Source organism: Pseudomonas lalkuanensis (assembly GCF_008807375.1).
GTDB classification, from domain to species: domain Bacteria; phylum Pseudomonadota; class Gammaproteobacteria; order Pseudomonadales; family Pseudomonadaceae; genus Metapseudomonas; species Metapseudomonas lalkuanensis.
In genome coordinates this window covers 2,439,164-2,452,114 of the sequence record NZ_CP043311.1, presented here as the reverse complement: position 1 = coordinate 2,452,114, position 12,951 = coordinate 2,439,164, and the positions used below count along the sequence as shown (strand labels likewise).

The window sequence follows — 12,951 nt, the reverse complement described above, 5'->3', positions numbered from 1 at the left end:
ATGTACCCGAACACCCGTCTGGCTGCCGTGCTGATAGCCGGCAGCGGACTGGGCTGGCCCCTGCTCGCCCAGTCGGAACTGCTCGAAGACAGCCACGCCAGCCTGGAACTGCGCAATTTCTACTTCAACCGCGACTTCCGCCAGAGCGGCGCCCGCGACAAGGCCGAGGAATGGGCCCAGGGCTTCCTGCTGCGCATGGAGTCCGGCTACACCGAAGGCACCATCGGCGTCGGCGCCGACGCCATCGGCCTGCTCGGGGTCAAGCTCGACTCCGGCGACGGCACCGCCGGCACCGGCCTGCTACCGGCGGACCAAACCGGTGGCTCCCAGGACGAGTATTCCAAGCTCGGTCTGACCGCCAAGCTGAAGGCCTCCAACAGCGTGCTCAAGGTCGGCGCCCTGCACTTCAAGAGCCCCATCGTGTCCGCCAACGACTCGCGCCTGCTGCCGCAACTGTTCCGTGGCGCGCTGCTCAACGTGCAGGAAATCGACGACCTCACCCTGCAGGGCGGGCGCCTCGACCGCATCAAGCTGAACAGTTCCAGCGACTACCAGGAGTTCAGCGCCAACCGCATCGGCGGCCAGAGCGACACCTTCAACTTCGGCGGCGGCGACTACCGCGTCAGCCCGGCGCTGACCGCGAGCCTGCATTACGGCCAGCTGGAAGACATCTACCGCCAGACCTTCGCCGGCCTGGTGCACACCCTGCCCCTGGGCGAACAGCTGTCGCTGAGGAGCGACCTGCGCTACGCCATCTCCCGCGAGGACGGCAGCTTCCGCGACCTGGACAACAAGGCCAGCGGCGCCCTGTTCACCCTCAAGGCCGGCGGCCACGGCCTGGGCGCCGGCTACCAGCGCATGTCGGGCGACGACCCCTTCCCCTACATCGCCGGCAGCGACCCCTTCCTGGTGAACTTCGTGCAGATCGGCGACTTCGCCAACACTGGCGAGCGCTCCTGGCAACTGCGTTACGACTACGACTTCGCCGCCCTCGGCGTGCCCGGCCTGACCTTCATGAGCCGCTACGTCAGCGGCGACCACGTGGAGCGCGCCAGTGGCAGCGACGGTGAAGAGTGGGAACGCAACACCGACATCGCCTACGTGATCCAGAGCGGCCCGCTGAAGAACCTCGGCGTGAAGTGGCGCAACGCCACGGTGCGCTCCAACTTCGCCAACGACCTCGACGAAAACCGCCTGATCCTCAGCTACAGCCTGGCGCTGTGGTAAGACCGGGCCTGCCTGAAGGACAGACCATGAGCAGACTGCTGCTGAACTGCGATATCGGCGAAAGCTTCGGAGCCTGGACCATGGGCCTGGACGCCGAAGTCATGCCCCTGATCGACTGTGCCAACATCGCCTGCGGCTTCCACGCCGGCGACCCCGGCACCATGCGCCGCACCATCGGCCTGGCGGTGAGGCACCGGGTGAGCATCGGCGCCCACCCCGGCTACCCGGACCTGGTGGGTTTCGGCCGCCGTTCCCTGGCCTGTTCCCCGGCCGAAGTGGAAGACCTGATGCTCTACCAGATCGGCGCCCTCGACGGCCTGTGCCGCGCCCAGGGCGCCCGCGTCAGCTACGTCAAGCCCCATGGCGCGCTGTACCAGGACATGATGCGCGACCCGGCCATCCTCGCCGCCGTGATGCGTGCCGTGGCCGCCTACGACGCGCAATTGCCGCTGATGCTGATGAGCACCCGCGACAACAGCGCCGCCCAGGCCATCGGCGACGAGCATGGCGTAACCCTCTGGTTCGAGGCCTTCGCCGACCGCGCCTACGACGGCAACGGCTATCTCGTGTCCCGCAGCCTGCCCGGCGCGGTCCACCACGATCCGGAGCAGGTGGTGGCCCAGGCCATCACCCTCGCCCGTGGCGAGTCCCTGCGCGCCAGCGATGGCAGCGACCTGCCGCTGAAGGCGCACACCCTCTGCGTGCACGGCGACAATCCCGGCTCGATCGCCGCGGTCAAGCGCATACGCGAAGCGCTGGAGGCCCAATGAGCACCCCGCAACCGCGCATCGAAGTGGCGTCCATCGACGCCTTCATCCTGCGCCTGTTCGACCGCATCGACGAAGCCAACATGCCCTGGATGCTGGCCGCCGGCACCCGCCTGCGGGAGACCTTCGGCGATGCACTGGTGGACCTGGTGCCCTCCTACACCACCCTGCTGCTGCACTACGACCTGCAGCGGCTGGACCCGCGCCAGGCCCGCGAGCTGATTGCCGGCGCGCTCGCCGACCTCAGCCCGGAAACCTGCGCCAGCGGCCGCAGCCACATCATCCCCACCTGGTACGACCCGAGCGTCGGGCCGGACCTGGAGCCCCTGGCCCAGCGCAAGCATCTGAGCGTGCCCGAGCTGGTGCGCCGTCACAGCGAGCGCGAGTACCAGGTATTCGCCCTGGGCTTCACCCCCGGTTTCGCCTTCATGGGGCTGGTGGAGGAAGCGCTCGCTGCGCCGCGCCTGACCACCCCGCGCAAACGCATCGCGCCCGGCAGCGTCGGCATCGCCGAGCGGCAGACGGCGGTCTACCCGGTGGAAAGCCCCGGTGGCTGGAACCTGCTGGGACGCACGCCAGTGGGCCTGTTCGACCTGGACCTACCCGGCTACAGCCTGCTGCAGGCCGGCGACCGGGTGCGTTTCGAGCCCATAGACCGCGCCGAATTCATCCGCCTGGGCGGCGACGACACACCGCTGGAGAGCCTGCAATGAGCCTCGTGATCGACAACAGCACGCCGTTCATCCTCCTCCAGGACAAGGGCCGCTTCGGCTGCCGCCACCTGGGCGTGACCCAGGGTGGCGCGCTGGACTGGGTGTCCATGGGCTGGGCCAACTGGCTGCTGGGCAACGCCCTGGATGCCACCGTGGTGGAAGTGGGCCTGGGCGCGTTCAGCCTGACCTGCCAGCGGGACGGCGTGCTGGCCATCGCCGGCGCCGACTTGGGCGCCACACTGGACGGCCAGCCGCTGCCGGCGTGGGGCGCCTTCAGGGTGCGCAGTGGCCAGCGCCTGGAATTCGCCCATCCGCGCCGGGGTGTGCGTGCCTATCTGGCCGCACCGGGGGGTTTCCGTGGCGAACCTCAGTTGGGCAGCGTAGCGACCGTAGCCCGTGAAGAACTGGGTGGCCTCCACGCGAACGGCAAGGCCCTGGCCAAAGGCGACCAGCTGCATTGGCAGGGCGACGCCCTGCAGATGCGCGACATGCCGCGCGCACAGACTCCCGATTTCAGCGCTGATGCCCGCCTGGAGTTGATCCTCGGCGCGCAGATCGGCGACTTCTCCGGCCAGAGCCTGTTCGATGCCTTCAACAGCCAATGGACGGTGGACACCCGCGCCGACCGCATGGGCGTACGCCTGCTCGGTCCGAAACTGGAATGCAGGACCCAGTCGATGATTTCCGAAGGCATCGCCCTGGGGGCTGTTCAGGTCCCGCCGGACGGCCAGCCGATCGCCCTGCTCAACGACCGCCAGACCATCGGGGGCTACCCCCGCCTCGGCGCCCTCACCCCGCTGGCCGCGGCACGCCTGGCGCAATGCCTGCCCGGCGCCACGCTGCACCTGGTGCCGACGGTGCAGGAAGCGGCGCATCAGGAACACCGCAAGGCCGTGGCCGGGTGGTGGAATGTCTGACATCGGCAGCGAACTCCTGTAGGGGCGAATTCATTCGCCCCTACAGGCAGGAAGCCCACAGGAAAGCCGCCAAAGGGTTTACCATTGCGTCCTTTCCCCTCTGCTGGCTGCCTCCATGACCGATCCCATCCGCCTGTCCAAACGCGTTATCGAACTCACCGGCTGCTCTCGCCGGGAAGCCGAGCTGTACATCGAGGGCGGTTGGGTGACAGTGGATGGCGAAGTGGTGGAACAGCCGCAGTTCAAGGTGGAAGGCCAGACGGTGGCCCTGCTGCCCGGCGCCACGCCCGACCAGCTGGAGCCGATGACCCTGCTGCTCAACCAGCCAGCCGGGCTGAGCTTCGAAGCCGCCCAGCGTGTGCTCACCCCCGAGAGCCGCTGGCCGGACGACCGCGCCAATGTGCGCCTGCTGCATGGCCACTTCTCCCGCCTGTCCACCGCCCTGCCCCTGCAACCCGGCGCCAGCGGCCTGCTGGTGCTCACCCAGGACTGGCGCGCCCTGCGCAAGCTCAATGAAGACGCCGGCAAGCTGGAGCAGGAGTATGTGGTCGAGGTCAGCGGGACGATGACGGAAAACGGGCTGGACAAGCTCAAGCGCGGCGTCCGCGTGAAGTCCGGCGAACTCCCGCCGGTGAAAGCCAGCTGGCAGAACGAAACCCACCTGCGCTTCGCCCTGAAGAACCCCCGCGCCGGCCTCATCGCGTCCTATTGCGAGGCAGTCGGCCTGAAGGTGGTCGGCATGAAGCGCATCCGCATCGGCGGCGTGCCCATGGGCAAGGTGCCGGTTGGGCAGTGGCGCTATCTGGGGCTGGTGGAGAAGTTCTGACAGGACGCCGTCCTGTCGTAGGTTGATCCAAGGAAGGAGGCCCAGCATTGCAGGGCACTGGGAACCGGAGACCGGTGGACGGAAAAAGCGCCTTCCACTCTTTGGGCCAGGGGCAGGTCTGGCGAATCGGTGTGGGAGCGAATTCATTCGCGATTGAAATCGGTCCCACAGCTACAACTGCACCCGCGTCTGCTGCTCTTGCCCGTCACGGCGTTCCTGCCGCCTTTGCTGACCGGACGAAGCCGTCCGCTCGGCGGGATTGGCGCTCAGGCGCTGAAACTCGAACACCGGCGTTGTCGCCGGCCTGCTCTGCGCGGGGGCGCTGCCCGGGCCACGGCCCGAGTACTGGCCGTAGACACCCAGCAGAAACATGCCGATCACCATGAAGATGGCGATACGCTCGACCGACCTGGGATTCTTGCCGGAGGGCTGGTGCAGCACCTGCAATTTCGGCGAATGGGACGGCCGCATCTTCAGTCGTCCAGGACCCGGTCCATCAATTCCAGCCCCAGTCGCTGGGTGCTGGACACATCCCGCAGCTCACGCTGGCTGATGCCGGCCACCTTGGTTCGCGGTATGGCGAGATGGTGGTTGCTGAGGGTAATGGAGCAACTGCCATCGGGTTCCCACAAGCATTCGAACTGAAACGTGACGCTCATCTTGTTCAAGGTGTCCTCAACCTGGCGAAGCATCAAATTATTCATTCTCAGTCCTCCCCACCAATCGAGTGGCCGGACTGAAAAACCTAGCAGGGAAACCCGCCGCGTAAATGTCATCGGGCGGTTATTCATCGGAAAGCATCCCTCGGCTGCATGACGCCCCCGTTGCAGAGCCTTTGCAGACAAACGGTCCTTGCAACCTTCCCCGGCGGGTACGTCACTTGCAGTACGACAAGATCGAGGGGGCCGGCATGCCCAACGATCATCCCGCACCCGGATTCGGCGTCGAGGAAACTTTCTTCCTGGTGGACAGGCGCAGCCGCAATCTCCCCGCGCAACTGCCGGAAGGTTTCCTCCAGGCCGCCCGGAATGCCTTCAAGGAAGGCTTCAGCCAGGAGATGTTCCAGAGCCTGGTACGCCTTGACATGGTCCAGCCCAGCCTGCTGGAAATCGCCGAGGGCCGCGCCAGCCTGCTGGAACGGCGCACCCGCCTGGCAACCATCGCCCGGGAGTTTCAGCTGGCGCCGGTCTGCGCGGGCACCCATCCCTTCGCGGACTGGCACTCGCAGGCGCCGTCGGGTGACCCGCACAACCAATCGTGCTTCGAAGACCATCGGATGATCGCCCACCGCAGCCTGGCCTGCGGCATGCGGGTCCAGGTCGTCGTGCCCGAGAACGTCGACCGCATCATGGTGATGAACCGGGTGCTGGACTGGCTGCCCCTGCTGCTGGCCCTGAGTACCTCATCGCCTCTTTGGGGTGGACGCCCGACCGGGCTGATGAGCTATCGCCAGGCGCTCTGCGCGGAATGGCCGCACAAGGGCATACCCGAGCACTTCCCGGACGAACCGGCGTTTGCCGCCTACATGCAGTGGCTGATGGCGTCAGGGTCGATCCGCCGGGCGAGCGATCTCAGCTGGCGCATCCGCCCTTCCCCGCGCTTTCCAGCCCTGGAGTTGCTGGGCGTCGACGCGTGCCCATCGGTGGAGGACGCCCTATGCGTGGTCTCCCTGTTCCGCGCCCTCGTCGCCTGGTCCATGGATCGGACGGAAGACCTCCCACACGACCCTCTGCTGCAACGCCTGATACTGAAGGAGAACCACTGGCGTGCCATGCGCTTTGGTATCCACGGCCTGTTCCTCGACGCCTCGGGCGAGGCCAGCCTGTCGGCCGGCGCCTGGCTGGCACGGGCCCATGCCTGTTTTGGCGCACTGGCAGAAGCCGAAGGTGACGGCCTGGCCTTCACCCGTGGCCGCCACATCCTGCGCTACGGCAGCAGCGCCGACCGCCAGCTGCAGCGTTACCGGGAGGCCCTGCAGGCGGGCCTGCCCCGGCAGCAGGCGCTGGTTTCGGTGGTGGACGGGCTGATCGCCGAGACCTGCGGCGATTAGCCCACCGGGCTCATCTTGAGTACGTGCGAAATGCTCTGCGTGCGGCCATCCCAGATGTAGCGGAAGTGCGGCCCCTGCACCGGCAGGGTCACCGCCGGCGGGCGGAAGGCGGCCACACACTCGTGACCCGGCAGGCGCACGCTGTTGTACAGCAGCCCCCACTTGTCGGCGTTGCGGTGTTGCCCGGCGAAGGCCTGGCTGGCGCCGTAGCTGGCCGGGTCCGGGTCATGCAGCTCGACTCGATCACGCACGTCGAGCATCGGCTGGACCACCTTGTTCACGTAGGCGCGCAGGGTGATCTCGATGCTCGCCTCCTGGGTCGCCCGCCAGAAGCGCTCCTGGTGGTAGCGGGTTTCGGCGATTGCAGCGTCGATGGAGCTGGCGCAGTAATAGATGCCGAAGGAACCATCGGAAAAGCGGCTGGCGCGGCCGATGTGGGTGAACACGGCCATCACCACGGTAGCGCCGGCGCCACTGACGCGGTCCCCGGGCGCTACGCGGGAAATCTCGCCCACCTGGTCGCGCAGCCTGTCGTTGGTCATGGACTCGATGGCGTAGGCGATTTCCAGGTCATCCGGATCGAGGGTGTCCTCGAACACGGAGATGGGTGGGAAGCAGCTGTTGATCAGGCGGTAGGCCTTGCTCCATTCGGGAATCCGTTCAACCAGAAGCTCCTGGGTCATCAGCCACGCACTCCATCGAGATAGCGTCGCACATCGGCCACATCCACCACCTGGCCACCCAGCATGTAGTCCAGGGCGCTGCGGCCGTTGAAGGGCGCCGCGGCGTTGGGCTTGTGCACCCATTCGTAGGCCCGTGCTTCCTGATTGCTGAACAGGATGCGCAGGGACTTGTGAATGCCCATCAGGTAGGAAATGCGCTCCAGGGTGTCGTGGGGCAGGCGCACGCTGGGCAGCTTCTTGTAGCTGAAATAGGTGGTATTGCCGATGGAGCCCAGCAGGGTGCGCTGCTGCTCCTTGGTGCAACCCCACTTGTCCATCAGGTTGAAGAAGAATTTCAGGGCCACGCGGCCCGCTTCGCCACTCTGGATATCAGGGCTGGCATGGCTGGCGGGAATGCTCATGACGTTTCCTCGAGCAGGTTTCTTGTCTGTAAATCTACTCCTGATCCGAATTTTTTCAAGTTATTAGTTCCGATTGGTAGCATTCACGAGCCCTTATGGGTGGCCCTTGGGCCAATCAATGGAAAAAAGCGCCAATGTGCCGGAGCGCTTTCGACCTAGGCCACGGCAGCCGTGCTGGCTAGAGTGCCGACGCACGCCACTCGCGAGGGCCACCGCCATGCTCGATGCCACCACCGCACACCGCTCCCGCTACATGGAGAACCGCCACCTGGCACTGGCACTGTTCGCCGAACAGGGATACGGCCAGGTGAGCATGCGCGATCTGGCAGCGCAGCTCGGCATCAAGGCCGGCTCCATCTATCACCACGTGGAAAGCAAGGAAGCGTTGCTGTTCGAGTTCATCGAGGAGCTCTACGAGCAGTTGCTGGAGAATGCTGACCTGGCCGCCCGCGTGCACCGCGAACCGGCGGCGCGCCTGGCCGCGCTGATCGACGCGCACCTGGCCCTGCACGAGCCCATGGGGCTGCACTTCCGCCTGGCCGAGCTGGAGGCGCGATGCTTGTCCGGGGAGCGCCTGGAGCAGGCTCGCGACCTGCGCGCGGCCTATGCAGAAGCCTTGCTGGAGCCCCTGCAGGAACTCGCCGGCCAGCCCCTGGACGCCGCCGGACGCGGCGCGGTGGCCGGCATAGTGTCCCTGCTCAATCAGCTGCCGGCCTGGCTCGACGCCAGCGGCCTGCCAACGGAGCAAGGACGGGAACTGATGCAGCGGATGATCCTTGGCACGGTGCGCGGCGCCCTGCGCCTGCCCTGATCTGGGGATCTTGTGGGAGCGAGTTCATTCGCGATTGAAATCGCCCCCACAACTCTGCAGCGCCCTCAGCCCACCGACTCCAGCAAGCCACCCAGCGCCTGCAACGGCCGTACTGCACGAGGCAGCGGATGGCGGCGCCTGCCGGCGAATTGATAGATCGACTCGGCAATCTCTTCGGCGCGCACCGGCAGTACCGACAGCAGCGTGTCGCTCAGGCCGTGGCTGGCCTGGCAGAACCCCTGCATGTAGACGGCGGCCTTGAAGCGCTCGTCGGCCTGCACGCGATAGTCGCGGCCCACCTCGAAGTCGTTGAGGTATTCGGCGACCGGCGCCAGCAGTTCGCGGTGCATCTGCCGCTCATAACCGGTGGCCAGCACCACGGCGTCATAGACATGGCTTTCCACCTCGCCGCTGGCGGTGTTGCGCAGGGTGAGGGCGATGCCCGCGTCGCTGGCGTGCACCGTCTCCACCTTGCGCAGGCAGCGGAAGGCGTGGCGCTGCAGCCCGGAAACCTTCTGCCGGTAGAAGATGCCGTAGATACGCTCGATCAGGTCCAGGTCCACCACCGAGTAGTTGGTGTTGTGGTACTCGCCGATGATGCGGTCACGGTCGGTGCTGGGCTGGCGGAACACCAGATCGGTGAAGTCCGGAGAGAAGATCTCGTTGACGAAGGGGCTGTCGTCCGCCGGCTTCAGCGAGGAGCCACGCAGGATCATGTCCACCTTGACGCAGGGGTAGCTGTCATTGAGGTCGATGAAGGCTTCCGCCGCGCTCTGGCCGCCGCCGATGATGGCGATGCGCATGGGCTTGCCATTCACGCAAGGCTGCTGGGCCATGCGCTCCAGGTACTGGGCGTGATGGAACACCCGGCCATCGCCCTTGAGGTGGGCGAAGGGCGCTGGAATGCGCGGCGTACCGCCCACGCTGACCACCACCGAACGGCTGCTGCGGACGATCTCGCGGCCGTCCGCATCGCGGGAGATCACCCGCAGGCTGTCCACGCTGCCGCCACTCACCATGGGCTCCACCCGCACCACCTGCTCGCCGTAGCGGGCCTGTTCGGCGAAGTGGCCGGCGACCCAGCGCAGGTAGTCGTTGAACTCCATGCGGCACGGATAGAAAGTGCCGAGGTTGATGAAATCCACCAGGCGGCCGTGCTTGTGCAGGTAATTGACGAAGGAATAGGGGCTGGTGGGATTGCGCAGGGAAACCAGATCCTTGAGGAAGGAAATCTGCAGTTCGCTCTGGGACACCAGGGTATTGCCGTGCCAACGGTAGTCGGACTGGCGGTCGATGAACAGGGAACGCAACGCGCCGTGCTCGCCGGAGACTTCCTCCAGCGCGATGGCCAGGGCGATGTTCGAAGGGCCGAAACCAATGCCGATCACATCGTGGTCGGTCGGGGTGTGTATCGGAGTCATCTCATAGTCCTCTGAGTCCTGTGCCAGGCCAGGCGATAGGGGCATGCCGGCGGCATGCGTGCTCAGAAGTAACGAGACGTGTCTGCGGAAATTTAGCGACAGCCCGCCAGGGCTTCTCGTAGGGGCAAATTCAATCGCCCCTGCAGAGTTATCGCCCGGACAGGCGACTCGTCAGCCACCCCACTCCTGGATCCGCACCCGGCAATGCTTCATCGCATTGACGATGTGCTTCTCCACCATCCCCTTGGAGATGCCCAGGCGCTCGGCGATCTCGTTGTGGCCCATGCCTTCGATCTTGCGCAGCAGGAAGGCATCGCGGCAGATGGCGGGCAGCTCGTCGAGGGCGCGCTCGACCATGTCCAGGCGCTGCTTCTGGTAGAGCGAGCGCTGCGGCGACTGCACGCGCGGCCCTTCCTCCTGCTCCAGCACGTCCAGCGGCTCGTTGCGGCGTACCAGATTGCGGCGGTGTTCGTCGATGGAGAGGTTGATGGCGGTGCGATAGAGAAAGGCGCGCGGTTGCTCGATGACGTCCTCGCGCGAGCGCTCCAGCACCCGCAGATAGGCATCGTGCGCGACATCGGAGGCCAGATGACGGTCCCCAAGCGTCGACGTCAGGTACTTCACCAGTTCTCGGTAGTAAGAATCCAACATTACTTTCCCGCCGCGCCGCCGGTGTACTTCCTTGAACCCGTGAAAGTGTGAACAATGCCTGCTATTGGCACTTCAATCCGGCCAAATTTATAATAATTCTCATCAACATTTGAAGCCTGACGACCGATTTACCCGCCGCTCCAGGCCCGCATTGGATCGACTCCCATAATGACCACGCCGCCGCCCGCCACCTCCAGGGGCGAAAAGCTCACAGAGGATGCCGCTTACTGGTGCATGCGCCTGCACGACCAGGACTGCACCGATGAAGAGCGCCTGGCGTTTCGGCAATGGGTCGAAGCGGACCCGGAGCACGCTCGCGAGTTCGCCGAGATGCTGGAAATCTGGGAGATCTCGTCCGAGCTGCCGGTTATCCGCAGCTCCCTGGCGGCAAAGCCCGCGTCGATCATCGAATTCCCCAAGCCCGCAGCCCCCCAGCCGAGCCGCCTGCGCCGGTTGGCGGTCGCCGCCGCCATCGCCCTGTTCGTGGCGCCGGTAGCCGGCTACACCGGCTGGTCCCTGGGTCTCGTGCCCAACGACTATCGCCGCTACGAGGCCGAGAACAGCCGCCGTCATGTGACGCTGCCGGACGGCAGCGAGGTGGACCTGAACCTGGGCACCCGCCTTTCCTACGCCAACTTCAAGGACCAGCGCAGCATCTCCCTGAGCCAGGGCGAGGCCTACTTCCACGTCACCCACGACAACCAGCATCCCTTCGTGGTGAGTGCCGCCAGCGGCACCATCACCGTCACCGGCACCCGCTTCAACGTCTGGAAGTACCAGGACGAAGTGGTGGTCACCGTCACCGAAGGCTCGGTACGGGTCAGCAGCGACCGCCAGCGCAACCAGGGCAGCACCCTCACGCCCGGCTTGCAGGCGCGCTACCAGAGCCAGGACTACCTGCCCGACGTGGGCCCGGCCGACACCTCCGCCACACTCGCCTGGCGTGACGGCAAGCTGATCCTCGACGACATGAGCCTTGCCGAGGCGCTGCCGCTGATCAATCGCTACCTCGACCAGCCCGTCCTGCTCGCCGACCAGGCCACCGCCCAGGTGCGCATCGGCGGCATCTACAACACCGACGACATCGCCGGCCTGGTCAACACCCTGCCCAAGGTCCTGCCGCTGAAGATCGGCAAGAACGACGAAGGCAGTACGGTGCTGAGCCTGCGCTGAGCCCCTGGTTTTTTTGTGGGAGCGAATTCATTCGCTCCCACAGGCCCCGTGCTCAGCCCACTAAATTCCCCCTCCCCCGGTTCGTTCAGTCAGGGATGTGCCAATCCCACCCGCTGCCGGACCCGTTGCATGAGAAGTCGCCGTACCCAAGCCTGGGCCCTCACCCTTCCCCTCGTCGCAACCGCACTGGCCCTGGCGGGTTGGCAAGCGTTCTCCCCCACCGAGGCGCCTCCTGCTTCGGTCACCGTCACCCGCGCCGACCTGGAAAGCAGCGTCACCGCCCTCGGCACCCTGCAGCCGCGCCGCTACGTCGACGTCGGCGCACAGGCTTCCGGGCAGGTGCTGCGCCTGCATGTGGAAGTGGGCGACCAGGTGCAGGAAGGCCAGTTGCTGCTGGAGATCGACCCGTCCACCCAGCGCGCCAAGGTGGATGCCGGCCATGCCCAGATCGACAGCCTTGAGGCGCAACTGGAAGAGCAACAGGCCCAGCACGAGCTGGCTCGCCAGCAGCACCAGCGCCAGAGCCGCCTGGCCAGCAGCGGCGCCACCCGCGACGAAGACCTGCAGACCGCCCAGGCCCAGCTGCGTGCCACCGCCGCCAAGCTGAAGATGCTCAAGGCGCAGATCCGCCAGGCCGAAGCAACCCTGCGCAGCGACGAAGCCGAACTCGGCTACACCCGCATCTACGCCCCCATCTCCGGTACCGTGGTCGCCCTCGACGCGCGCGTCGGCCAGACCCTCAACGCCCTGGAACAGACGCCGCTGGTGATGCGCATCGCCCACCTTTCGCCGATGACCGTCTGGGCCCAGGTGTCCGAAGCCGATATCGGCCGGGTCAAGGCCGGCATGGCCGCCTACTTCACCACCCTCGGCAGCGAAGGCCGTCGCTGGCAGGGCAAGGTCAGGCAGATCCTGCCGGTGCCGCCACGCCCGCTGGAGCAGATGAACCAGGGCGGCGGCAGCCCCGTGAGCGGCACCGGCCAAGGCGCCAGCAGCGGTCGGGTGGTGCTCTACAGCGTTTTGCTGGACGTGGAGAACGACGATCGCGCGCTACTGCCGGAGATGACCGCACAGGTGTTCTTCGTTGCCGCCAGCGCCAAGGGCGCCCTCAGCGTGCCCCTGGCCGCACTCCAGGCGCTGGACGGCACGCCCGACACCTACCAGGCCCGGGTGCTCGACCACCGTGGCGAGCCGCAGGCGCGGGAAGTCCGCACCGGAGTGCGTGACCGCCTGCGTATCCAGGTCCTGTCGGGACTGGAAGAAGGCGATCGCCTGCTGGTCGGCCCCACGTCCGGTGAGCACTGAGGCCGG

15 protein-coding genes are annotated in these 12,951 nt (G+C 66.3%); 9 read left to right on the top strand and 6 right to left on the bottom strand.

All coding sequences use genetic code 11. The annotated features are described in order from the left end of the window. From FXN65_RS11550 to FXN65_RS11530, 5 genes are all read left to right on the top strand, one after another. Window positions 1-1,227 (top strand): OprD family porin, encoded by a 1,227-nt coding sequence (locus tag FXN65_RS11550; RefSeq protein WP_151133335.1) that lies wholly within the window; start codon window positions 1-3, stop codon window positions 1,225-1,227. Window positions 1,228-1,253: 26 nt separating this feature from the next. Beyond that, the gene (locus FXN65_RS11545; RefSeq protein ID WP_151133334.1) at window positions 1,254-1,997 is read left to right on the top strand and encodes a 5-oxoprolinase subunit PxpA; all 744 of its coding nucleotides are present in this window, start codon (window positions 1,254-1,256) and stop codon (window positions 1,995-1,997) included. Beyond that, complete coding sequence (locus FXN65_RS11540; protein WP_151133333.1) at window positions 1,994-2,707, top strand: 5-oxoprolinase subunit B family protein; 714 nt, start codon at window positions 1,994-1,996, stop codon at window positions 2,705-2,707. Before FXN65_RS11545 ends, FXN65_RS11540 begins: the two co-directional genes overlap by 4 nt. Next, window positions 2,704-3,624: a 5-oxoprolinase subunit C family protein gene (locus FXN65_RS11535; RefSeq protein ID WP_151133332.1), complete on the top strand. Its 921-nt coding sequence runs from the start codon at window positions 2,704-2,706 to the stop codon at window positions 3,622-3,624. The genes FXN65_RS11540 and FXN65_RS11535 overlap by 4 nt, the downstream gene beginning before the upstream one ends. Before the next feature lie 115 nt (window positions 3,625-3,739). Further along, window positions 3,740-4,450 (top strand): rRNA pseudouridine synthase, encoded by a 711-nt coding sequence (locus FXN65_RS11530; RefSeq protein ID WP_151133331.1) that lies wholly within the window; start codon window positions 3,740-3,742, stop codon window positions 4,448-4,450. A gap of 171 nt (window positions 4,451-4,621) precedes the next feature. Here FXN65_RS11530 and FXN65_RS11525 read toward each other — a convergent pair whose 3' ends face one another. After that, the gene (locus tag FXN65_RS11525; RefSeq protein ID WP_151133330.1) at window positions 4,622-4,921 is read right to left on the bottom strand and encodes a hypothetical protein; all 300 of its coding nucleotides are present in this window, start codon (window positions 4,919-4,921) and stop codon (window positions 4,622-4,624) included. Between the two features lie 2 nt (window positions 4,922-4,923). Further along, complete coding sequence (locus FXN65_RS11520) at window positions 4,924-5,109, bottom strand: hypothetical protein (protein ID WP_151133329.1); 186 nt, start codon at window positions 5,107-5,109, stop codon at window positions 4,924-4,926. A 251-nt stretch (window positions 5,110-5,360) separates the two neighbouring features. Between FXN65_RS11520 and FXN65_RS11515 the strand changes: the two genes are divergently transcribed. Then, window positions 5,361-6,500: a YbdK family carboxylate-amine ligase gene (locus FXN65_RS11515; protein WP_151133328.1), complete on the top strand. Its 1,140-nt coding sequence runs from the start codon at window positions 5,361-5,363 to the stop codon at window positions 6,498-6,500. Here FXN65_RS11515 and FXN65_RS11510 read toward each other — a convergent pair. Both FXN65_RS11510 and FXN65_RS11505 read right to left on the bottom strand, forming a co-directional pair. Then, window positions 6,497-7,183, bottom strand: coding sequence for an RES family NAD+ phosphorylase (locus FXN65_RS11510; protein WP_178119309.1), 687 nt, complete (start codon window positions 7,181-7,183; stop codon window positions 6,497-6,499). The two genes, FXN65_RS11515 and FXN65_RS11510, sit on opposite strands and share 4 nt — an antisense overlap. Then, complete coding sequence (locus tag FXN65_RS11505; protein WP_151133327.1) at window positions 7,183-7,584, bottom strand: MbcA/ParS/Xre antitoxin family protein; 402 nt, start codon at window positions 7,582-7,584, stop codon at window positions 7,183-7,185. Before FXN65_RS11505 ends, FXN65_RS11510 begins: the two co-directional genes overlap by 1 nt. A gap of 217 nt (window positions 7,585-7,801) precedes the next feature. Here FXN65_RS11505 and FXN65_RS11500 point away from each other — a divergent pair, with 217 nt between their 5' ends. Further along, complete coding sequence (locus FXN65_RS11500) at window positions 7,802-8,395, top strand: TetR/AcrR family transcriptional regulator (RefSeq protein ID WP_151133326.1); 594 nt, start codon at window positions 7,802-7,804, stop codon at window positions 8,393-8,395. A gap of 65 nt (window positions 8,396-8,460) precedes the next feature. Here FXN65_RS11500 and FXN65_RS11495 read toward each other — a convergent pair whose 3' ends face one another. Next, window positions 8,461-9,816 carry a lysine N(6)-hydroxylase/L-ornithine N(5)-oxygenase family protein gene (locus tag FXN65_RS11495; RefSeq protein ID WP_151133325.1) on the bottom strand — a complete coding sequence of 452 codons (1,356 nt, stop codon included), beginning with the start codon at window positions 9,814-9,816 and terminating at the stop codon, window positions 8,461-8,463. A gap of 171 nt (window positions 9,817-9,987) precedes the next feature. Further along, window positions 9,988-10,467 carry a sigma-70 family RNA polymerase sigma factor gene (locus FXN65_RS11490; RefSeq protein WP_151133324.1) on the bottom strand — a complete coding sequence of 160 codons (480 nt, stop codon included), beginning with the start codon at window positions 10,465-10,467 and terminating at the stop codon, window positions 9,988-9,990. A 168-nt stretch (window positions 10,468-10,635) separates the two neighbouring features. Between FXN65_RS11490 and FXN65_RS11485 the strand changes: the two genes are divergently transcribed. Further along, the gene (locus tag FXN65_RS11485; RefSeq protein WP_151133323.1) at window positions 10,636-11,640 is read left to right on the top strand and encodes a FecR family protein; all 1,005 of its coding nucleotides are present in this window, start codon (window positions 10,636-10,638) and stop codon (window positions 11,638-11,640) included. 129 nt (window positions 11,641-11,769) lie between these two features. Beyond that, window positions 11,770-12,945, top strand: a complete 1,176-nt coding sequence (locus FXN65_RS11480) for an efflux RND transporter periplasmic adaptor subunit (protein WP_151133322.1) — start codon at window positions 11,770-11,772, stop codon at window positions 12,943-12,945. Window positions 12,946-12,951 lie beyond the last annotated feature (6 nt).